Annotated in this window: 5 protein-coding genes (1 of these 5 running past the window's edge); all 5 read left to right on the plus strand. The window is 68.3% G+C overall.

The genetic code is table 11. The features are described from left to right. Tightly spaced (each overlapping or abutting the next), the 5 genes in view from fadD26 to CDN38_RS04880 form a layout consistent with a single transcriptional unit that may run on beyond the window. Entirely contained in the window at nt 1-1,752 is a 1,752-nt protein-coding gene (gene fadD26 / locus CDN38_RS04860) for a long-chain-fatty-acid--AMP ligase FAAL26/FadD26 (protein WP_075511428.1), read from the plus strand. Beyond that, nucleotides 1,749-7,301 carry a type I polyketide synthase gene (locus tag CDN38_RS04865; protein WP_099318823.1) on the plus strand — a complete coding sequence of 1,851 codons (5,553 nt, stop codon included), beginning with the start codon at nt 1,749-1,751 and terminating at the stop codon, nt 7,299-7,301. The genes fadD26 and CDN38_RS04865 overlap by 4 nt, the downstream gene beginning before the upstream one ends. Beyond that, nucleotides 7,298-11,932 (plus strand): type I polyketide synthase, encoded by a 4,635-nt coding sequence (locus CDN38_RS04870; RefSeq protein ID WP_099318824.1) that lies wholly within the window; start codon nt 7,298-7,300, stop codon nt 11,930-11,932. The genes CDN38_RS04865 and CDN38_RS04870 overlap by 4 nt, the downstream gene beginning before the upstream one ends. Beyond that, a complete protein-coding gene (locus CDN38_RS04875) occupies nt 11,929-18,486 on the plus strand; it encodes a type I polyketide synthase (protein WP_075511426.1) in 6,558 nt (2,185 codons plus the stop codon). Before CDN38_RS04870 ends, CDN38_RS04875 begins: the two co-directional genes overlap by 4 nt. Next, on the plus strand, nt 18,483-23,849 hold the 5' portion of the coding sequence (locus tag CDN38_RS04880; protein ID WP_075511425.1) for a type I polyketide synthase. Its footprint extends 111 nt past the window's final position; 5,367 of the gene's 5,478 nt are visible here — the first part of the coding sequence; it begins with the start codon at nt 18,483-18,485; its stop codon lies off the right edge, out of view. The genes CDN38_RS04875 and CDN38_RS04880 overlap by 4 nt, the downstream gene beginning before the upstream one ends.

The raw sequence follows: 23,849 nt of genomic DNA on the forward strand, positions 1-23,849 counted from the left end.
ATGCCGGTGATCGACTCTTCCGTCCCTGCTTTGCTGAAGCAGCGGGCGGATCAGCACGCTGACACCACTGCGTATACATTCATCGACTACGGATTGGACCCGAAGGGGTTCGCTGAGACTTTGACGTGGTCGCAGGTATACGGGCGTGCCTGCACCATAGCTGAAGAGCTCAAGTTGTATGGGTCACCGGGTGATCGCGTGGCTATTCTGGCGCCGCAGGGTCTGGAATATGTCATTGCATTCCTCGGCGCACTGCAGGCGGGATTTATCGCAGTTCCGCTCTCCACGCCGCAATATGGTATTCACGACGATCGCGTGTCCGCGGTATTGCGTGACTCCAACCCGGTCGCGATTCTGACGACGTCGGCGGTCGTCGCCGACGTCACGAAATACGCGAATGCGCAAGACGGACGGCCCGCGCCGTTCGTCATCGAGGTCGATCTGCTTGATCTGGACTCGCAACGTCAGCTCGCGACGCCACCGCGGCTGTCGACCGGGGCGGCTTATCTGCAATACACCTCCGGTTCGACTCGCACGCCGGCAGGTGTCATCGTGTCGCACAAGAACGTCATCGCCAACGTGACGCAGAGCCTCTATGGCTATTTCGGCGGTCCCGAAATGCCGATCGACGCGGTGCTGCTCTCGTGGCTGCCTTTGTTTCATGACATGGGCCTGATTCTTGGAATATGCGCGCCGCTGGTCGCGGGCCGAAGCGCGGTCTTATTCAGTCCGATGTCGTTCTTGCGCCGGCCGGCCTGCTGGATGCAATTACTTGCCACAAGCGGAAGCTGCTTCTCCGCGGCACCGAATTTCGCCTTCGAATTGGCTGTGCGGCGGACGTCCGACGAGGACATGGAAGGGCTCGACCTCGGCAATGTGGTCGGAATCGTCAGCGGCAGCGAGCGCATCCACGTGGCCACTGTGAAGCGCTTCACCGAACGTTTCGCCCGGTACAACCTCAGCCCCGCGGCCGTGCGGCCCTCCTACGGGCTCGCGGAAGCGACCCTCTACGTGGCGGCTCCCGAGCCGGGCACCGCGCCCAGGACCGTTCGTTTCGACTACGAACAGTTGACTGCCGGGCAGGCCAGGCGCAGCGGAACCGACGGGCCGGTTGGCACCGAACTCATCAGTTACGGTTCGCCGGATCCGTCGGCGGTGCGCATCGTCGACCCCGAGACCATGATCGAGAATCCGCCGGGGACGGTCGGCGAGATCTGGCTGCACGGTGACCACGTTGCGTTGGGATATTGGCGCAAGCCGGAGCAGACCGCGCGCACGTTCAACGCCAAGCTGGTCAATCCCGCCCCGGGAGCGCCCGAGGGACCGTGGCTGCGGACCGGAGACCTGGGCGTCATCTCCGACGGCGAACTGTTCATCATGGGCCGCATCAAAGACCTTCTCATCGTCGATGGCCGTAACCACTACCCCGACGACATCGAGGCGACGATCCAGGAGATCACCGGTGGTCGCGTCGCGGCGATAGCCGTCCCGGACGACATCACCGAGCAACTGGTCGCGATCATCGAGCTGAAGAGACGCGGAGCCTCGGCCGAAGAGGCCATGCGCAAGCTGCGTTCGGTCAAACGTGAAGTCACCTTCGCCATTTCGAGGTCACACAGCTTGCGTGTGGCCGACCTGGTTCTGGTCTCCCCCGGATCGATTCCGATCACCACCAGCGGCAAGATCCGCCGTTCGGCCTGTGTCGAAAGGTATCGCCGCGACGGCTTCAAACGCCTGGACGTGAGCGCATGACGGCGAGTATCAATGACGAAGCCGACCTTCGCCATTGGCTTGTCGACTACCTGGTGACCAATATCGGCTGTACGCCCGACGAGGTCGACCCCAATCTGTCACTGGCCGATCTCGGGGTGAGTTCGCGTGACGCGGTGGTGCTGTCCGGAGAGTTGACCGAGTTACTGGGCAAGACCGTATCCCCGATCGACTTCTGGGAACACCCGACGATCAACGCCCTGGCCGCATATCTCACCGCGCCCGAGCCCGATTCCGAGTCGGACGCGGCGCTCAAGCGCCCCGGTCGAAGCTCGTTGGAAGAGCCGATCGCCGTGATCGGCATGGGGTGCCGGTTTCCCGGGGGGATCACCGGCCCAGATGCGTTGTGGCAGTTTCTTTGTGACCGCCGTTCGGCGATCGGGAAGGTCCCCGACGAACGGTGGGAACAGTTCGACGACGGCTCGCCGGAAGTGCGGGCACTGCTGGACCGCACCACGCGGTGGGGCTCATTCCTGCCCGACATCGACGCATTCGACGCGGAGTTCTTCGAGATCTCCCCCAGCGAAGCCGACAAGATGGACCCCCAGCAGCGCCTGCTGCTGGAAGTAGCCTGGGAAGCGTTGGAACACGCCGGAATTGCGCCCAGCGCGCTGCGCCGCTCGCAGACCGGAGTATTCGCCGGGTCGTGCTTGAGCGAATACGGCGCTATCGCCTCCACCGATCTGTCGCAGGTCGACGGTTGGAGCAATACCGGCGGCGCGATGAGCATCATCGCCAACCGCCTCTCGTATTTCCTCGACCTGCGCGGCCCGTCGGTGGCGGTGGATACCGCATGCTCGTCGTCGCTGGTGGCGATCCACCTGGCCTGCCAGGGCCTTCGGACGCAGGACTGCAACCTGGCCATCGCCGCCGGGGTGAATTTGTTGTTGTCCCCGGCCGTATTTCGCGGCTTCGACCAAGTCGGTGCGTTGTCGCCCACCGGTCATTGCCGCGCCTTCGATGCGGCCGCCGACGGTTTTGTGCGCGGCGAAGGCGCCGGGGTGGTGGTGCTCAAGCGGTTGACCGACGCGCAACGCGACGGCGACCGAGTGCTGGCGGTGATCTGCGGTTCGGCGGTCAACCAGGACGGCCGCTCCAACGGGCTGATGGCCCCCAACCCCGCGGCCCAGATGGCCGTGCTCCGCGCGGCCTACACCAACGCGGGGATGCAGCCCAACGAAGTCGACTTCGTCGAAGCTCACGGCACCGGAACGCTGCTAGGCGATCCGATCGAAGCCCGCGCCCTCGGCACTGTGCTGGGACGCGGACGCCCCGAGGACGCTCCCCTGCTCATTGGCGCCGTCAAGACCAATCTCGGACACACCGAGGCCGCGGCCGGCATCGCCGGTTTCATCAAGACGGTGCTCGCGGTACAGCATGGCCGGATTCCGCCGAACCAGCGTTTCGAAAGCCCCAACCCACACATCCCGTTCGCCGACCTGCGGATGAAAGTCGTTGACACGCTGACGGAATGGCCGGAGACCGGCCATCCGCGGCGCGCTGGTGTGTCGTCATTCGGATTCGGCGGTACCAACGCGCACGTGGTGATCGAACAGGGCCAGGAAGTCTCACCGTCACCTGAACACGACCTGGACCCGGCGGTGTCGACGCTGGTGCTGGCGGGTAAGACGGCGCAGCGGGTGGCCGCGACGGCAGGGGTGCTGGCCGACTGGATGGAGGGCCCCGGCGCGGCGGTGCCGTTGCCCGATGTCGCCCACACCGTCAATCATCACCGGTCCCGGCAAGCCAAGTTTGGCACCGTGGTCGCGCGGGACCGTGCGCAGGCGGTAGCCGGATTGCGTGCGCTGGCCGCCGGTCAGCACGCCATTGGTGTGGTCGGCCCCCAGGAGGGTTCGCCGGGGCCGGGCACCGTGTTCGTCTACTCCGGTCGCGGCTGGCAATGGCCCGGCATGGGCCGCCAACTACTGGCTGACGAGCCCGCTTTCGCTGAGGCCATCGCCGACCTGGAGCCGGTGTTCGTCGAACAGGCCGGCTTCTCGCTGCACGACGTGCTCGCCAATGGCAAGGAACTGGTCGGCATCGAACAGATTCAGCTGGGCCTGATCGGCACGCAGCTGGCACTGACCGCGCTGTGGCGCTCCTACGGAGTGCAACCCGACGCGGTGATCGGCCACTCGATGGGCGAGGTGGCCGCCGCCGTGGTCGCCGGAGCGCTGACACCTGCCGAGGGCTTGCGGGTGACGGCGACGAGGTCTCGCCTGATGGCGCCGTTGTCCGGGCAGGGCGGCATGGCCCTGCTCGAACTCGACGCCACCGAGACCAAGGCGCTCATCGCCGACTACCCGCAACTGACACTGGGGATATACAACTCGCCGCGCCAGACCGTGATCGCCGGTCCCAGCGGGCAGATCGACGAATTGATCAGCCGGGTGCGGGCCCGGGATCGGTTCGCCAGCCGCGTCAATATCGAAGTGGCGCCGCACAATCCGGCCATGGATGCGCTGCAGCCCCAGATGCGGTCGGAGCTGGCCGATTTGAGCCCGCGGACCCCGACGATTCCGGTCATCTCCACCACCTACGAAGACGTCGACACCTGCCCGGTGTTCGATGCCGAGCACTGGGCCACCAACATGCGCAACCCGGTGCATTTCCAGCAGGCCATCGCACGGGCCGGCGGCACCCACCACACCTTCATCGAGATCAGCGCACACCCGCTGCTGACTCAAGCCGTCATGGACACACTGCGCAGCGCTCAGCACGGAACCCGATACATCAGCATCGGCACCCTGCAACGTGACAGCGACGACACCATCACCTTCCGCACCAACCTCAACACCGTCCACACCGACCATCCACCGCACACGCCACACCCGCCCGAGCCGCACCCGCCCATCCCAACCACTCCCTGGCAGCACCACCGCCACTGGATCACCACCAAACGCTCGGCCCACGTTGCCAGTGCGGCTCCCGCGGCGGGCACCCTGCTGGGCCAACACATTTCGGTCCTGTCGAGTCCGCCGTCGCACCTCTGGCAAGCCAGGTTGGCACCGGATGCCAAGCCGTATCGGGGCCGGTATCGATTCCACGGGGTCGAACTCGTCCCAGCCTCGGTCGTGCTGCACACATTGGTCTGCGCCGCAACGGAATTGGGCTACCGCTCGCTGACCGACATCCGATTCGAGCAACCCGTTTTCGCCGACCAGCCGCGACTGATCCAGGTGGTCGCCGACAACCTGTCGATCAGCCTGGCCTCGATTCCGGCTGCCGAAGTGTCGTCGAACCGGTGGACACGGCATGCGACAGCGCGACTTTCGTCGTCACCGGCGGGTTCGGCCCTTCCCGACAACGGATACCACCGTCAGACTGTTCACGGCGACGAGATTCCCGACGTTGCAGCGCTGTTCGCCGCCCATGGCGTCGACGGCCTGCCCTTCACCTGGTCGGTGGATTCATGGACACCGGAAGCCACCCGGCTCACCGTCGGGATCGAGCTGCCCGAGGCACTGCCTGAGGGCTCGACCGCACCGCTGCTGGACGCCGCAGTGCACGTCGGGGCGCTGGCCGACGACACCGACCCGCGGCTCTACGTGCCGGCCGCCATCGAGCAGATGTGGTTCGGCGACCCCGTCGGGGCACCGCGCGCCTCGGTGAGGCTCACCCGAACCGCCCGCGACGGCGACGGGATCACCGTCGATGTCGACATCACCGCCCCCGGCGGCACAGCCAGCATGTCGATGCGCTCACTTCGCTACCGGGCGCTGGACTTCGGCGACGGGCAACCGGCCGCCGAGAGCACCGACGCCCGGAGCTTCGTGCACACGATCGACTGGCAACCGCGCGCCGATGTCGTTGACGCGCAAGCTCACCCGGCAGCCGGTCGGGTGACCGGGCCGCAGCCCGTCGCGGTGATCGGTGATGACGGTGCCCCGCTGCGGACACATCTCGAGAACGCCGGATACCCGCCCGGATCGGTGCCGGATGCCCGTTATCTGCTTTACGTCGCGGCCTCCCACCCGGCAACCGCCGACGAGACCGACGTCGACTTCTCCGTGCGGGTCACGGCCGAAATCGGCGCTCTGGTAAAGACTTTGGCGGCACGAGACGCGGGTGAACCGGCCGCGCTGTGGATCGTCACCCGCGGAGTCCACGAATCGGCGACCCCGTCGGCGCTGCGCCAGAGCTTCCTGTGGGGTCTTGCGGGCGTCATCGCCGCCGAACATCCCCAACTGTGGGGTGGGCTGGTCGACCTCGCGGCCGACGACGACCTGGACGAATCCGCGCCGATACTCGTCGATCTGCTTGCGGCACCGAGCAAGTCGATCCTGGTATCACGAGACGGTGTGGTGCTGGCCCCCGCCCTGGCGCCGGTGCGTGGCACGCCGGCGCGCCCGTCTTTTCAGTGCCGGCCCGATGCGGCCTACCTCATCACCGGTGGGATGGGAGCGCTGGGTCTGCTGATGGCCGAGTGGCTCGCCGATCGCGGCGCCCGTCGTCTGGTGCTGACCGGTCGTACCCCGTTGCCGCCACGCCGGGACTGGGAACTCGACACCCTCGACGCCGGACTGCGAACGAAGATCGACGCCATCCGTGCGCTGGAAATGCGCGGCGTGACGGTGGAAGCCGTCGCCGTCGACGTCGGATGCCGCGACGAGCTACAGGCCCTGCTGGCGAAGCGCGATCGGGACGGAGCCGCCCCGATCCGCGGGATCATCCACGCCGCGGGCGTCACCAAGGATCAACTGGTGACACAGCTGACCGACGACGCGGTGCGACAGGTCATGTGGCCCAAGCTCGCCGGCAGCCAGGCGCTGCACGAGGCATTCCCGCCCGGCAGGGTGGACTTCTTCTTCCTGACCGCGTCGGCGGCGGGAATATTCGGCATCCCGGGACAGGGTTCGTACGCGGCCGCCAACTCCTATCTGGACGCGTTGGCACGGGCCCGCCGCCAACAGGGCTGCCACACCATGAGTCTCGACTGGGTCGCTTGGCGGGGGCTCGGTTTCGCCGCCGACGCCCAGATCGTCAGCGACGAGTTGCAGCGCATGGGTTCGCGCGACATCACGCCGGCGGAGGCGTTCACCGCGTGGGAATACGTCGACGGCTACGACGTCGCGCAGGCCGTCGTGGTGCCGGTGCCCTCGCCGGCTGCCGCGCCCGGGTCGATCGGTGCGGCCGCGCACCTGAAGCCGGCGCAGGACTGGTCGCAGATGTCGGCCACCGAGGTACGCGCCGAGCTCGAGAAAGGACTTCGCGGCATCATCGCCGCCGAGCTGCGGTTGCGGGAGACGGAACTGGACACCGACCGACCGTTCGCCGAGCTGGGGCTCAACTCGTTGATGGCGATGGCGATTCGGCGCGAAGCCGAGCAATTCGTCGGGATAGAGCTGTCGGCGACCATGCTGTTCAATCATCCGACGGTGGCATTGCTGGCCCAGTACCTCACCAAACTCGTCGCGCCACAACCGGATTCGGCCGCCGATGAGATGGCCGCGCTGTCCGCCTCGGCGGGAAGCGTCTTGGACAGCCTGTTCGACCGGATCGAAACGACCTCGACCGAGGGCGAAAGGTGATACGCACCGCCTTCAGCCGGATCTCCGGTATGAGCGCACAGCAACGCGCCACCTTGGCCGAGGAGTTCACCAAGATCTCCCGGATCGCGGTGGCCGAGCCCGTCGCGGTGGTGGGGATCGGCTGCCGGTTTCCCGGCGAGGCCACCGATCCGGACAGCTTCTGGGACTTGCTGGTTGACGCGCGCAACGCGATTTCGCGGGTACCGGCCGATCGGTGGGACGCCGACGCATTCTACGATCCCGACCCGTTGACACCCGGCCGGATGACCACCAAGTGGGGCGGATTCGTGCCCGACGTCGCCGGCTTCGACGCCGAGTTTTTCGGCATCACCCCTCGCGAAGCCGCCGCGATGGACCCGCAGCAGCGGATGCTGCTCGAGGTGTCCTGGGAGGCCCTCGAACATGCCGGCATTCCGCCGGATTCGCTGGCCGGCAGCCGGACCGGCGTCATGATGGGCGTGTATTTCAACGAATACCAGTCCATGCTGGGCACCAGCCCGGAAAGCGTGGACGCCTACAGCGGCACCGGAAACGCGCACAGCATCACGGTGGGCCGGATTTCATACCTGTTGGGGCTGCGCGGTCCGGCGGTGGCGGTGGACACCGCGTGCTCGTCGTCGTTGGTGGCGGTACACCTGGCCTGTCAAAGCCTGCGGCTGCGTGAAACGGACTTGGCGCTGGCCGGCGGCGTCAGCATCACCCTTCGCCCGGAGACCCAAATCGCGATATCGGCCTGGGGATTGCTGTCCCCGCAGGGCCGGTGCGCCACCTTCGACGCGGCGGCCGACGGGTTCGTACGCGGCGAGGGCGCCGGCGTGGTGGTGCTCAAGCGGTTGACCGACGCGGTGCGCGACGGCGACCGGGTGCTGGCGGTGGTGCGCGGCTCGGGGGTCAACCAGGATGGCCGCTCCAACGGGGTGACTGCGCCGAATACGGCGGCCCAGCGCGACGTGATCGCCGATGCGTTGCGATCCGCTGACGTCGCACCTGAAAGCGTGAACTATGTCGAAGCCCATGGAACCGGCACGGTACTGGGTGATCCGATCGAATTCGAGGCGCTGGCGTCGACATACGGCGGGGGCGAGGGTTCGTGCGCGCTCGGGGCGGTGAAGACCAATATCGGGCATCTGGAGGCAGCGGCCGGGATCGCGGGGTTCATCAAGGCCGCGCTGGCGGTGCAGCACGCCACGATCCCGCCGAATCTGCATTTCTCGCAATGGAATCCAGCCATCGACGTCGCGCCGACGAGGTTTTTCGTTCCCACCGAGAACACCGCGTGGCCGGCCACGCAAGGGCCGCGGCGCGCGGCGGTGTCGTCGTTCGGACTGGGCGGGACCAACGCGCACGTCATCATCGAGCAGGGTCCCGAACAGGTTTCGGTATCGGGTCGCGGCTCTGACGCCGACACCGAGACCGGAGCCGAAGTGTCGACGCTGGTGGTGACCGCCAAGACGGCGCAGCGGGTGGCCGCCTCGGCCGCCGCGCTGGCCGACTGGATGGAGGGCCCGGGCGCCGAGGTGGCGCTGACCAACGTGGCCCACACCCTCAATCACCACCGCGCCCGGCACCCCAAGTACGGCATCGTGGTCGCTCGGCAACGCGCCCAGGCGGTGGCCGGGTTGCGCGCCCTGGCGACCGGGCAACACGCCACCGGCGTGGTCGGCCCCCGGGACGACTCGCCCGGGCCGGGCACGGTGTTCGTCTACTCCGGACGCGGATCGCAATGGGCCGGGATGGGTCGCCGATTGCTCGCCGACGAGTCCGCTTTCGCCGCCGCGGTCGCCGAATTGGAGCCGGTTTTCGTCGCGCAGGCCGGCTTCTCGCTGCACGACGTGCTCGCCAATGGCAAGGAACTGGTCGGCATCGAACAGATCCAGCTGGGCCTCATCGGCATGCAGCTGACATTGACCCAGCTGTGGCGCTCCTACGGGGTGCAACCCGACCTGGTGATCGGCCACTCCATGGGCGAAGTGGCCGCCGCCGTGGTCGCCGGAGCCCTTACTCCCGCCGAGGGGTTGCGGGTGACCGCCACCCGTTCGCGGCTGATGGCGCCGCTGTCCGGGCAGGGCGGCATGGCCATGCTCGGCCTCGACGCCGCGCAGACCGAAGCGCTCATCGCCGACTACCCGCAGGTGACTCTGGGGATCTACAACTCCCCGCGCCAGACCGTGATCGCCGGGCCCACCGCGCAGATCGACGAGCTGATCACCCGGGTGCGGGCCCAGAACCGCTTCGCCGGCCGGGTGAATATCGAAGTGGCCCCGCACAATCCGGCCATGGATGCGCTGCAGCCCCGGATGCGTTCGGAATTGGCTGATCTGGCGCCGCGGACACCAACCATTCCGATCATCTCCACGACTTACGAAAACCTGGCTACCCGAACGGTGTTCGACGCGGAGCACTGGGCGACCAACATGCGCAACCCGGTGCGGTTCCAGCAAGCCATCGCGCATGCCTTCGACGGCTCGGGCGCCCAGCACCACACCTTCATCGAGATCAGCGCGCACCCGCTGCTGACCCAGGCCATCACCGACACGCTGCAAGCCGCACACCCGGAAGGCAGCGCGGACACTTTCGCGACTATCGGGACGCTGCAACGCGATACCGATGACACCGTCACCTTCCGTACCAACCTCTACACCGCCCTGGACCACCCACCGCGGACACCGCACCCGCCGGAGCCGCACCCCGCGATTCCCACCACCCCGTGGCAACACACCCGGCACTGGATCACCACCGCGGCGGGCGCCGAACGTCCGAATCCCAACAAAGTCGCGGTGCCCGGACTAGTGCACTCCGGAAACCGGGCACTCGACGATTGGTGCTACGAACTGGCCTGGCCGGCCTGCCCGGCACCGGAGGCCGACCCACCGAGCACCGCGCGCTGGCTGGTGGCAGCCGACGACGAATTGGGCACCGAGCTGCGCCGTGTCGCGGGTGCGGATTCCCGGGTCGAGACCCTGCCGTTGACCGCGCTCGCCGACGACGGTGACCTGAGCGCGCTGCTGGATTCTCTGCCCGCGCCGGACCACGTGCTCTACGCGCCGCCGGTCACCGCCGACCCACTGGACGTGGGACAGGCCTACCGGGTATTCCATGCAACCCGGCGGCTTGCTGCCGCGATGACGGCCAGCAGCTCGCCGGCGAAGTTGTTCGTCGTGACCCGCAATGCCCAGCCCGTCGCGGAGGGTGATCGGGCCAACCCCGCCCATGCGGTGCTGTGGGGCCTGGGTCGCTCCCTGGCCCTGGAGCATCCCGAAATCTGGGGCGGACTCATCGATCTCGACCATTCGACGCCGGCAGCGCTGGCAGTGCGGCAGGTGCTGGCCGCAGTCAGGGGTGCCGACGAGGAGGATCAGGTCGTGTACCGGCTGGGTGCCCGCCATGTGCCCCGGCTGCGGTGGCGGCCGGTGACCGCCGAAGCGGTCACCCTCAGTTCTGATGCCAGCCAACTGGTGATCGGGGCTACCGGCAACATCGGGCCGCACCTGATCCGCCAACTGGCCCAGAGGGGCGCCACGACCGTCGTCGCGGTATCACGCAACCCCGGCGACCGGCTGCACGCGCTGGCCGAAAGCCTTGCCGCAGTTGGCAAGAACCTCGTCACGGTTGCCGCGGATGTGACCGACGAAAGCGCCATGACGGCGCTGTTCGACCGGTTCGGCGCCGACTTGCCGCCGCTGGAGGGCATCTACCTGGCTGCCTTCGCGGGCCGGCCGGTGCTGCTCAGCGAGATGACCGACGACGACGTCGGGGCCATGTTTGCGCCCAAGCTGGACGCCGCAGCCCTGTTGCACCGGCTGTCGGTGACGACGGCGGTGCGCCATTTCGTGCTGTTCTCCTCCATCTCAGGCCTGACCGGTTCGCGATGGTTGGCGCACTACACGGCGACCAGCGGTTACTTGGACGCCCTGGCGTATGCGCGCCGCGTTATGGGCCTGCCGGCCACCGTCGTCGACTGGGGGTTGTGGAAATCCCTTGCCGATGCCGAGCACCAGGCCAATCAGGTCAGTGTGGGATCGGGGCTGCTGCCCATGGACGACGAGGTCGCCATCGGGGGGCTGCCGCTGGTGATGAACCCGGCGGCCGGGGTGCGCACTGCCGTGGTGGCCGCGGATTGGCCGCTGCTGGCGGCCGCCTACCGCACCAGGGGATCGCTGCGTATCGTCGAGGACCTGCTGCCGGCGCCGGAAGATGTCGCGCTGCCGGAAAGCGAATTCCGCCAAGCCTTGCGCAAATGTCACCCGGAACGCCGACAGGACATGCTGTTCGACCACGTCGGCGCATTGGCCGCCGCGGTGATGGGAATGCCCGCCACCCAGACGCTGGACCCGTTGGCGGGCTTCTTCCAGCTCGGCATGGATTCGCTGATGAGCGTCACTCTGCAACGGTCGCTGTCGGAAAGCCTCGGCGAGTTCCTGCCCGCATCGGTGGTTTTCGACTACCCGACGGTGTACAGCCTTACCGACTATCTGGCCACCATCCTGCCCGAGCTCATCGAAGCAACGGAGGCGACCAGCGCGGCAACAGCAGCGGTCACACCCGACCAGCCGGACCCGGACACCTACGAGGAACTCACCGAAGACGAGCTCCTGGAACAGCTTTCCGAACGACTAAGGGGAACGCGATGACCGCCGCGACACCGGATCGCCGAGCGATCATTACCGAGGCGCTGCACAAAATCGACGACCTCACGGCGCGCCTGGAACGTGCCGAAAAGTCCAGCACCGAGCCAATCGCGGTGGTGGGCATGGGATGCCGGTTCCCGGGCGGGGTGAACAACCCCGAACAATTCTGGGAGTTGTTGCGCGACGGCCGAAGCGGCATCGTCCGGGTTCCCACCGAGCGGTGGGATGCCGACGCCTTCTACACCGACGACCACACCGTGCCGGGGACCATTTGCAGCCGTGACGGGGGATTCCTCGCCGACTGGCAGCCTGCCGAATTCGACGCGGAGTTCTTCTCGATCTCCCCCCGGGAAGCCGCGGCCATGGACCCGCAGCAGCGGTTGTTGATCGAAGTCGCCTGGGAAGCGTTGGAGAACGCGGGCGTGCCACCGCATTTGATCCGCGGCACCCAAACCTCGGTGTTCGTCGGCGTCACCGCCTACGACTACATGCTGACCCTGGCCGGCCAGCTGCGCCCCGAAGAGCTCGACGCCTACATCCCGACCGGGAACTCGGCGAACTTCGCCGCCGGACGGCTGGCCTACATCCTGGGTGCTCGCGGCCCCGCGGTGGTCATCGACACGGCCTGCTCGTCGTCGTTGGTGGCAGTGCACCTGGCTTGTCAGAGCCTGCGTTCCCGGGAAAGCGACATGGCGCTGGTCGGTGGGACCAACCTGTTGCTCAGCCCCGGACCGAGCATCGCATGCTCGCGTTGGGGAATGCTGTCCCCGGAAGGTCAGTGCAAGACCTTCGATGCGTCCGCCGACGGATACGTCCGCGGCGAGGGCGCCGCGGTGGTGGTGCTCAAGCGGTTGGACGACGCGGTGCGCGACGGCGACCGCATCCTCGCGGTGGTGCGCGGTTCGGCCGTCAACCAGGACGGCGCCAGCAGCGGGGTGACCGTCCCCAACGGGCCCGCCCAACAAGCACTGCTGCGCACCGCATTGACGTCGTCCAAATTATCGGCTGCCGACATCGACTACATCGAAGCCCACGGGACGGGTACTCCCTTGGGCGACCCGATCGAACTCGACTCGCTGAGCAAGGTTTTCAGCGAGCGGGAGAGCTCACCTCCGTTGGTGATCGGCTCGGTGAAGACCAACCTGGGTCACCTGGAAGCCGCGGCGGGTGTCGCCGGATTCATGAAAGCCGTACTGGCCGTGGGCAACGGCTACATTCCGCGGCACCTCAACTTCCGGCAGTTGACACCGCATGCCAGCGAGGTTGCGGCCCGGCTGACCATCGCGGCCGACGGCATGGCATGGCCGGAAACCGGCCGGCCGCGGCGCGCGGGCATCTCCTCGTTCGGCGTCAGCGGAACGAACGCGCACGTGGTGATCGAGCAGGCACCAGCCCCGGCGGCCGTCGCGCCGCACGGCCCGGCTCCGGCGGTGTCAACCCTGGTGGTCTCGGGCAAGACGACGCAGCGGGTGGCCGCGACGGCATCGGTGCTGGCGGATTGGCTGGAAGGCCCCGGCGCCGGGGTGTCGCTGGCCGACGCCGCGCACACCCTCAACCACCACCGGCCCCGGCACGCCAAGTTCGCGACGGTGGCGGCCGTGGATCGGGGCCAGGCGGTGGCGGGGTTGCGGGCGCTGGCCGCGGGTCAATCCGCTGCGGGCGTGGTGGCTCCCCGGGAGGGCTCGATCGGGCCGGGCACGGTGTTCGTCTACTCCGGACGTGGATCCCAGTGGGCCGGAATGGGCCGCCAGCTGCTGGCCGACGAGCCGGCCTTCGCCGCCGCAGTCGCCGAACTGGAGCTGGATTTCGTTGCGCAGGCTGGATTTTCGCTTCAGGAGGTAATCGCCGGCGGCAAGGAGCTGATCGGCATCGAGCAGATCCAGCTCGGGGTGATCGGCATACAGCTGGCACTCACCGAGCTGTGGCGTTCCTACGGGGTGCAACCCGACCTGGTGATCGGCCACTCCATGGGCGAAGTGGCCGCCGCGGTGGTCGCCGGCGCGCTCACCCCGGCGCAGGGCCTGCGGGTCACCGCCATCCGGTCGCGGCTGATGGCGCCGCTGTCCGGGCAGGGCACGATGGCGCTGCTGGAACTCGACGCCGCCGAGACCGAAGCGCTCATCGCCGACTACCCGCAGGTGAGCCTCGGGATCTACGCATCACCACGCCAAACCGTGATCGCCGGACCGCCGCGGCAGATCGACGCTCTCATCGAGACGGTGCGCCAACGGGGCGGCTTTGCCACCCGGGTCAACATCGAGGTGGCCCCGCACAACCCGGCCATGGATGCGCTGCAACCCCAAATGCGTTCGGAACTGGCCGATCTCACCCCGCGGCCACCGACCATGCCGATCATCTCCACCACCTACGCCGACCTCGACAGCCAACCGGTCTTCGACGCCGAGCACTGGGCCACCAACATGCGCAACCCGGTGCGTTTCCACCAGGCGATCGCGCACGCCTTCGACGGGCCGGGCGGCCCCCACCACACCTTCATCGAGATCAGCGCACACCCGTTGCTGACCCACTCGATCAGCGACACCCTGGCGAGCACGCATCACAACGCCGAGTATCTGAGCATCGGCACGCTGCAACGCGACACCCACGACACCCTGACGTTCCACACCAACCTCAACACCACGCACACCGCCCGCCCGCCACAAACCCCGCACCCGCCCGAACCGCACCCGGTACTGCCCACCACCCCGTGGCAGCACACCCACCACTGGATCAGCGCCACTTCGCACTCCGGGTCCGCATTGCACCGGGCAGGCATCCACCCGCTGCTCGGCGTCGGCGTCACCGACCCCACCAACGGCATCCGGATCTGGGAAAGCGAGCTCTCCCCGGACCTGTTGTGGCTCGGCGATCACGTCATCGACGATCTCTGCGTGCTGCCGGGAGCGGCGTACGCCGAGGTGGCGCTGGCCGCCGCGACGGCGGCCTTCCCGGTCGAGCACGACAGGCCCGAGCGGCCCTGGATGATCGGCGAGCTCGACCTCCACCAGATGCTGCACGTGACCGAAGGCACCGTACTGGTCACCACGCTCACCGGCGACGAACAACGATGCCTGATCGAAATACGCTCTCGCAGTGGGTCTTCGGAATGGACCACCCATGCCACCGCCACCGTTGCCCGCACGCAGCCGGCGGCGCCGCCGGATCGCGAGGCACCAGGTGCGGCAGTCGCCGACACGGCGGACGAACTCGACCCCGACGAGCTGTACCAGCGGCTGCGCGGCGCCGGCCAGCAACACGGACCGGCGTTTCAAGGGATCGTCGGACTCGCCGTCGAGCAATCCGGCGCGGCCCGCGCCGACGTGCGGCTACCCTCGGCGGCCAGACCGGGCTCCCGCGACTTCTCGCTGCATCCGGTCATGATGGACATCGCGTTGCAGACGCTGGGCGCCACCCGGATGGCCACCGACCTGGCCGGCGGACAGACCGCCCGGAAATCCTTGGTGGTACCGGTACGTTACGCGGGCGTGCACGTATACGGCGACGTCACCCGCGGCGTCCGCGCCGTCGGCACTCTCGCCGCCCGCGAAGGCTCCGACCGGCTGGTCGGCGAAGTCGTGCTGACCGATCCGGATGGTCTGCCGCTGCTGGTCATCGACGAGGTCGAGATGGCCGTGCTTGGATCAGGCAGCGGCGCAACCGAACTCACCCAACGCCTGTTCACGTTGGAGTGGGAGCCCGCGCCGCTGGACAAAACGGCCGACGCTCCCGGTGCCCTGTTGTTGATCGGTGACCCTGCCGCGGCCGACCCACTGCTGCCCGCGTTGCCGTCGTCGCTGTCCGACCGTACCGAGGTGGAACTGGTCTCGCCGCACGACGAGGCGGCGCTGCGCGCGGCGATCACCCGATCCGGCTCCGGGTGGGACGGCATCGTCATCGTCTGTCCCCCCCGCAGCGTCGACGAATCGTTGCCCGACGACGCTCAGCTGGCGCTGGCGCAGACGCGCACCCTGCTGATCGCGCGCGTGGTGGAGACCGTGACGCGGATGGGCACCCGTAAGAGCCCGCGGCTGTGGATCATCACCCGCGGCGCTCAACAGTTCGATCCCACCGATTCGGTCACGTTGGCGCAGACCGAGTTACGCGGAATCGCCCGGGTGTTGACGTTCGAGCATTCCGAACTCAAGACCACGCTCGTCGACATCGAACCCGAAGGCACCGGCTCACTGGCCGGCCTGACCGCGGAGCTGCTCGCCGGGTGCGACCACGACGAGGTCGCCTACCGCGGCGGACAGCGCTACGTCAACCGGCTGGTGCCCGCGCCCACCACCGCGAACGGCGATCTGGCCGCCGAGTCCCGGCGCACCGTCGTGAATCTGGACCGCACCGGGCCTTCGGGCGGAGCTGTCCGGCTGCAGATCGACCAACCAGGCCGGCTGGACGCGCTCACGGTCCACGAGGTGAAACGGGCCAGGCCGCAGGGCGATCAGGTCGAGGTACGGGTGGTCGCCGCGGGACTCAACTTCAGCGACGTGCTCAAGGCGATGGGCGTGTATCCCGGGCTCGACGGCGCCGCGCCGGTGATCGGCGGCGAATGCGTCGGCTACGTGACCGCCGTCGGCGACGACGTAAGGTCCGGGGAGGCCTCGGTCCAGATCGGGCAGCGCGTCATCGCCTTCGGTCCCGGCACATTCGGCACCCACGTGGGCACGCTTGCCGATCTAGTCGTCCCCATCCCCGACACGCTGCCCGACAACGAGGCGGCCACGTTCGGCGTCGCATATCTGACCGCCTGGCATTCGCTGTGCGAGGTCGGGCGGCTGGCCCCGGGCGAACGTGTGCTCATCCACTCCGCGACCGGCGGCGTCGGCATGGCGGCGGTCTCGATCGCGAAAATGATCGGCGCCCGCATCTACACCACAGCCGGCTCGGACGCCAAACGCGACATGCTGTCCAAGCTCGGCGTCGAGTACGTCGGCGACTCGCGCAGCGTGGACTTCGCCGACGAGATTCTCGAGCTCACCAACGGCTACGGGGTCGATATCGTGCTCAATTCGCTTGCCGGAGAAGCAATTCAGCGTGGCGTGCAGATCCTGGCGCCCGGTGGCCGGTTCATCGAGCTGGGCAAGAAGGACGTCTACGCCAACGCCAATCTGGGCCTGGCCGCGCTGGCCAAAAGCGCGTCGTTCTGCGTGGTAGACCTCGACCTGAACCTGAAGCTGCGACCGGCGAAGTACCGCCAGCTCCTGCAACACATCCTGGAGCACGTGGCAGCCGGTCGCCTGCCGGTGTTGCCCGTCACCGAATTCAGCCTGCGCGACGCGGCCGACGCATTCCGGCTGATGGCCTCCGGCAAGCACACCGGCAAGATCGTCATCTCGATACCGGATAGCGGCAGCATCGAAGCGGTCGCGTCCCCGCCACTTCCACTGGTCAGCCCCGACGGCGGCTACCTGATCGTCGGCGGCATGGGCGGTCTCGGCTTCGTCGTCGCCCGCTGGCTGGCCGAACAGGGCGCGGGATTGGTTGTCCTGAACGGACGTTCGGCTCCCGGCGACGAGGTCGGGGCGGCCATCGCGGAGCTGCGCGCCGCGGGTCACCGAATCGAGGTGGTCACCGGCGACATCGCCGAACCGGGCACCGCCAACCGGCTGGTGCAAGCGGTCGAAGCGGCCGGTTTCCGGCTGGCCGGTGTCCTGCACAGCGCGATGGTGCTGGCCGACGAAATCGTGTTGAACATGACCGATTCGGCCGCAGCGCGGGTTTTCGCCCCGAAGGTCGCCGGCAGCTGGCGGCTGCACCAGGCCACCGCTTCCCGAGACGTCGACTGGTGGCTCACCTTCTCCTCGGCCGCCGCGCTTCTCGGCACACCCGGACAGGGCGCCTACGCCGCCGCGAACTCCTGGGTCGACGGCCTGGTCGGGTATCGGCGCTCCCGCGGACTGCCCGCGGTCGGAATCAACTGGGGCCCATGGGCCGAGGTCGGTCGCGCGCAGTTCTTCGCCGACCTGGGCGTGTCGATGATCACCGCCGAGCAGGGCCTGGCCGCGATGCAGGCGGTGCTCGCCGCCGATCGGGCGCGCACCGGTGTGTTCAGCCTGGACGCCCGACAGTGGTTCCAATCCTTCCCCGCGGTGGCCGGGTCGTCGTTGTTCGCGAAGTTGCAGGAGTCGACGGCGCCCGAGCGAAGCGGCGGCGGCAAGGTCCGGGCGCAGCTCGACGCCCTCGACGCGGCCGAACGCCCGGGCTACCTGGCGTCGGCGATCGCCGGCGAGATCCGCGGCGTGCTGCGCTCGAGCGATCCGATCGACCACGACCGGCCGTTGGAGACGCTGGGGCTCGATTCGCTGATGGCCCTGGAATTGCGGAACCGGCTGGAAGCAAGCCTGGGCATCACCTTGCCGGTCGCCCTGGTCTGGGCCTACCCGACGATCACCGACCTGGCGGCCGCCCTGTGCGAACGCATGGACTATGCGCCGCCGGCCGCCGCGCAGCAGCCCGCTGACGCGGAACCCGAACTGTCTGACGAGGAGATGGACTTGCTCGCCGATCTGGTCGAAGCCAGCGAGCTGGAAGCCGCCGCACGAGGTGAGTCATGACGAGCCTGGCAGAGCGCGCGGCGCAACTGTCGCCGAACGCCCGGGCCGCCCTGGCTCGCGAGCTCGTGCGCGCCGGGACGGCCTTCCCCACCGACATCGCCGAGCCGGTTGCGGTGGTGGGCATCGGTTGCCGTTTCCCCGGGAATGCGACTGGGCCGGAAAGCTTTTGGCAACTGCTGCTCGACGGTGTGGACACCATCGGGGAGGTGCCGCCGGATCGGTGGGACGCGGACGCGTTCTACGACCCGGACCCGTCGGCGCCCGGGCGAATGACGACGAAATGGGGCGGTTTCGTTTCCGACGTCGACGCTTTCGACGCCGACTTCTTCGGCATCACGCCCCGCGAAGCGGTGGCGATGGACCCGCAGCACCGGATGCTGCTCGAAGTGTCCTGGGAAGCGCTCGAGCATGCCGGTATTCAGCCGGATTCCCTGAGCGGCAGCCGAACCGGCGTGATGATGGGGCTGTCGTCGTGGGACTACACGATCGTCAACATCGAGCGCAGAGCCGACATCGACGCCTACCTGAGCACCGGAACCCCGCATTGCGCGGCGGTGGGCCGGATCTCCTACCTGCTGGGGTTGCGCGGCCCGGCCGTCGCCGTGGACACCGCGTGCTCGTCGTCGTTGGTGGCGATCCACCTGGCCTGTCAGAGCCTGCGGCTGCGTGAAACCGACGTCGCATTGGCCGGCGGGGTGCAGCTCACCTTGTCCCCCTTCACCGCGATCGCGCTGTCCAAGTGGTCGGCGCTGTCACCGACCGGTCGATGCAACAGCTTCGACGCCAACGCCGACGGATTCGTACGCGGCGAGGGCTGCGGTGTGGTGGTGCTCAAACGGCTGGCCGACGCGCTGCGCGACCGCGACCGGGTACTGGCGGTGGTCCGAGGTTCGGCAACCAACTCCGACGGCCGCTCCAACGGCATGACCGCACCCAACGCGCTGGCCCAGCGCGACGTGATCGCCTCGGCGCTGCGGCTCGCCGACGTCACCGCCGAGAGCGTCCAGTATGTCGAAACACACGGCACCGGAACAATATTGGGTGACCCCATCGAGTTCGAGTCGCTGGCGACCACGTATGGCCTTGATAAAAGCCAGGGCGCCGGCCCGTGCGCGTTGGGCTCGGTCAAGACCAACATCGGCCACCTGGAGGCCGCCGCCGGGGTGGCCGGATTCATCAAGGCGGTGCTGGCCGTCGAGCACGGACAGATTCCGCGCAATCTGCACTTCACCCGATGGAACCCCGCCATCGACGCGTCGGCGACCCGGCTGTTCGTGCCGACCGAAACCGCCCCGTGGCCCGCGGCGACCGGACCGCGCCGGGCAGCGGTGTCGTCGTTCGGCCTCAGCGGGACCAACGCACACGTGGTGCTCGAGCAAGGCCCGGACCAGGCGCCACCGCCGGCCGTCGAAGCAGCACCCGTCACGACCGTGACGATGTCGGGCAAGACGGCGCAACGCGTGGCCGCCATGGCCGCGGCGTTGGCCGACTGGATGTCGGGGCCGGGCGCGGCGGCATCGCTTGCCGACGTGGCGCACACCATGAACCACCACCGGCCCCGGCACGCCAAGGTCGCCACCGTGATCGCGCGGGACCGCGCCGAGGCGGTCGCAGGCTTGCGGGCGCTGGCGGCCGGACAGCCGCGGGTCGGTGTGGCGGGGTGTGATCAGCGTGCTGGCGGGCCGGGCCGGGTATTCGTGTACTCGGGTCAGGGCTCGCAGTGGGCCGGGATGGGCCGGCAGTTGCTGGCCGACGAACCGGCGTTCGCCAAGGCGGTAGCCGAGCTGGAGCCGGTATTCGTTGCCCAGGTTGGCTTTTCGTTACAGCAGACACTTTCCGCGGGCGACGAGGTGGTGGGGATCGACCGCATCCAGCCGGTGCTGGTCGGGATGCAGCTGGCCCTGACCGAGCTGTGGCGGTCCTACGGCGTGACACCCGATGCGGTGATCGGGCACTCGATGGGCGAGGTGGCCGCGGCGGTCGTGGCCGGCGCATTGACACCCGAACAAGGCTTGAAGGTGATCGCCACCCGGTCGCGGTTGATGGCGCGGCTGTCGGGTCAGGGCGCAATGGCACTGCTCGAACTCGATGCCGATGCCACCGAGTCGCTGATCGCCGACTATCCGCAGGTGACGCTGGCGGTGTATGCGTCGCCGCGTCAGTCGGTGATCGCCGGGCCGCCGGAGGCGGTGGACTCGATCATCGCCGCGGTTGCCGCGCAGAATCGGCTGGCTCGACGCGTCGAGGTCGACGTGGCCTCCCATCACCCGATCATCGACCCGATCCTGCCCGAATTGCGAAGCGCGCTGGCGGATTTGACCCCGCAGCCACCGCGCATCCCGATCATCACGACCACTCGCCCCAGCGACGAACATTCACAGCCGGTGATGGATGCCGACTATTGGTCGGCCAACCTGCGCAACCCGGTGCGATTCCACCAGGCTGTCGCCGCGGCCGCCGACCGCCACGGCTGCCATGCCTTCATCGAGATGAGTCCGCACCCGGTGCTCCTGCACGCCATCACCGAAACCCTGGAGGGCGCCGGCGACCAGATCGTCACGGGGGCGATGAACCGCGACCACGACCAAACCCTGTTCTTCCACACCCAACTCGCCACGGTCGGGGCGACCACCCCGGACGACGCCAACGGGCGCCTCGTGGACGTACCGCCCACACCGTGGCAGCACAGCAGATTCTGGGTCACTGATCGATCCGCGATGTCGGAACTGGCCGCCACCCATCCACTGCTCGGCGCCCACATCGAGATGCCCAGCGGCGGAAACCATCTGTGGCAGGCCGACGTCGGAACCGACGTATCCCCGTGGTTGGCCGATCACAAGGTGTTCGGCCAACCGATCATGCCGGCCGCGGCGTTCGCCGAGATCGCGTTGGCGGCGGGCACCGAAGCGCTGGGCGTATCCGCCGACTCGATCGGCATGTCCCAGTTCGAGGTCGAGCAGATGCTGCCCCTCGACAACCACACCCAGCTGACCACCCAGTTGATTCGCAACGGCGACAGCCAGATTCGGGTCGAGATCTACTCCCGTTCGCCCAACGGCGACTTCCGCCGGCACGCCACGGCCAGGGTCGAACAAGCATCGCCCGACGCCGTGCGCACCCACCCGGATGCGCACCGCTCTTCCACCGCGCCAACGGTGTCGCCCGCCGATTTCTATGCCCTGCTTCGTCAAACCGGTCAACACCACGGTCCCGCCTTCGCGGCGCTGAGCCGAATATCGCGTTTATCCGACGGTTCCGCCGAAACCGAGATCACCCTTCCCGACGAGGCTCCGCGGCACCCCGGATATCGGCTTCATCCGGCCATGTTGGATGCGGCCCTGCAAAGCCTGGGTGCCGCAATACCCGACGGCGAGGTCGCGGGGTCAGCCGAAGCCAGCTATCTGCCGGTGTCCTTCGACAAGGTTCGGGTCTATCGCGACATCGGCCGCCACGTCAGGTGCCGCGCGCAGCTGGCCAACCTCGACGGCGGCGCCGGCAAGCTGGGCAACGTCGTCTTGATCGACGACACCGGGCAGGTAGCGGCCGAAATCGATGGCATCTACCTGCGGCGGGTCGAGCGCCGGGCGGTGCCACTGCCGTTGGCGCAGAAGGTCTTCGATGCCGAGTGGATCGAAACCCCGATCACGGTCGAGGCCGGTCCACCGGCGGGATGCGAGACCGCACCCGGCAGTTGGCTGGTGCTCACCGACACCACCGCGGACAGCCAAATCCGGCTGATGGCCGACCAGTTCGTCGAGCGGTGGCGTTCGCCGATGCGCCGGGTGCACACCGCCGATCTCGGCGACGAGCCGGCGATGCTGGCCGCATTCGCGGAAACCGCAGGCGATCCGGACCACCCGCCCGTCGGCCTGGTCGTCTTTGTCGGCGGCGCCTCGACCGGATTGGACGACGGACTGGTCGCGGCGCGAGACCGGGTGTGGTCGATCACGACCGTGGTTCGCGCGGTCGTCGGCACCTGGCACGGCCGCTCACCGCGGCTGTGGTTGGTCACCGGAGGCGGGCTGCCCGTTCACGACGACGACCCGGGAGCCCCCGCAACGGCATCCTTGAAGGGTCTGGTGCGGGCACTGGCCTTCGAGCATCCGGACATGCGTGCCACCCTGGTCGACCTGGACGGCACACCAGACCCGCTCGCCGCGCTGACCGCGGAACTGCAGGACTCGGGCAATGACGACGTGATCGCCTGGCGGGGTGAGCGCAGGTTCGTCGAACGCCTGTCGCGCGCCACTTTCGACGCACAAGCGGGTCACCCGGTGGTCCGCCCCGGAGCCTCCTACGTCGTCACCGGTGGTCTCGGCGGACTCGGGCTGGTGGTCGCCAACTGGCTGGTGAACCGCGGCGCCGGCCGGGTGGTGCTCAATGGCCGCAGCGAGCCCACCGACGACCAGCGCCAGGCCTTGGCCGCATTGGAAGCCCGCGCCGACATCGTGGTCGTCCGCGGCGACGTCGCAGCGCCGGGCGTGGCCGAACGTCTCATCGAGGCCGCAGGACAAGCGGGGGCTCAATTACGCGGTGTCGTGCACGCCGCCGCGGTCATCGAAGACAGCCTGGTGTTCTCCATGAGCAGGGACACCCTCGAGCGGGTATGGGCACCCAAGGCCGCCGGAGCGCTGCGGATGCACCACGCCACCGAGGACTGCCAGCTGGACTGGTGGCTCGGATTCTCCTCCGTCGCTTCACTATTGGGCTCTCCCGGCCAGGCGGCCTACGCCTGCGCCAGTGCCTGGCTGGACGCGCTGGTCACCTGGCGCCGAGCGTCCGGCCTACCGGCTGCGGTGATCAACTGGGGGCCGTGGTCGGAGGTGGGCGTCGCGCAAGCCCTGGTCGGCAGCGTCCTTGACACCATCACCCCGGCGGAGGGCATCGAGGCTCTGGACTCGCTGCTGGCGGCCGGCCGGATACGCACCGGCGTCGCCAGGCTGCGCGCCGACCGGGCTCTGATCGCGTTCCCGGAGATCCGCGGCATCAGCTACTTCACCCGGGTGGTCGACGAGCTGGACTCGGCGGGCGATCTCGGCGACTGGGCCGGACCCGACGCGCTTGCCGACCTCGACGCGGCCGAGGCGCAGCGGGTGGTGACCGAAAGGATGCGTGCGCGGATCGCGGCGGTGATGGGCTACGCTGACCGGTCAGCCGTCGATCCCGCCGTACCGCTGACGGAGCTGGGGCTTGACTCTCTGATGGCGGTGCGGATCCGCAACGGCGCGCGGGCCGACTTCGGCGTGGAACCGCCGGTGGCACTGATCCTGCAGGGGGCGTCCCTGCACGACCTGACCGTCGACCTGATGCGCCAACTCGGGCTCTCGGGCCCCGACCAGACGCTGGCAAACCAAAAAAGCATG

Source organism: Mycobacterium ostraviense (genome assembly GCF_002705925.1).
Lineage (GTDB): Bacteria > Actinomycetota > Actinomycetes > Mycobacteriales > Mycobacteriaceae > Mycobacterium > Mycobacterium ostraviense.

What these genes read in the sequence shown, in the direction of transcription:
- CDN38_RS04875 (WP_075511426.1), top strand. Translation starts at nt 11,929, where the DNA reads ATGACCGCCGCGACACCGGATCGCCGAGCGATCATTACCGAGGCGCTG.
- CDN38_RS04865 (WP_099318823.1), top strand. Translation starts at nt 1,749, where the DNA reads ATGACGGCGAGTATCAATGACGAAGCCGACCTTCGCCATTGGCTTGTC.
- fadD26 (WP_075511428.1), top strand. Translation starts at nt 1, where the DNA reads ATGCCGGTGATCGACTCTTCCGTCCCTGCTTTGCTGAAGCAGCGGGCG.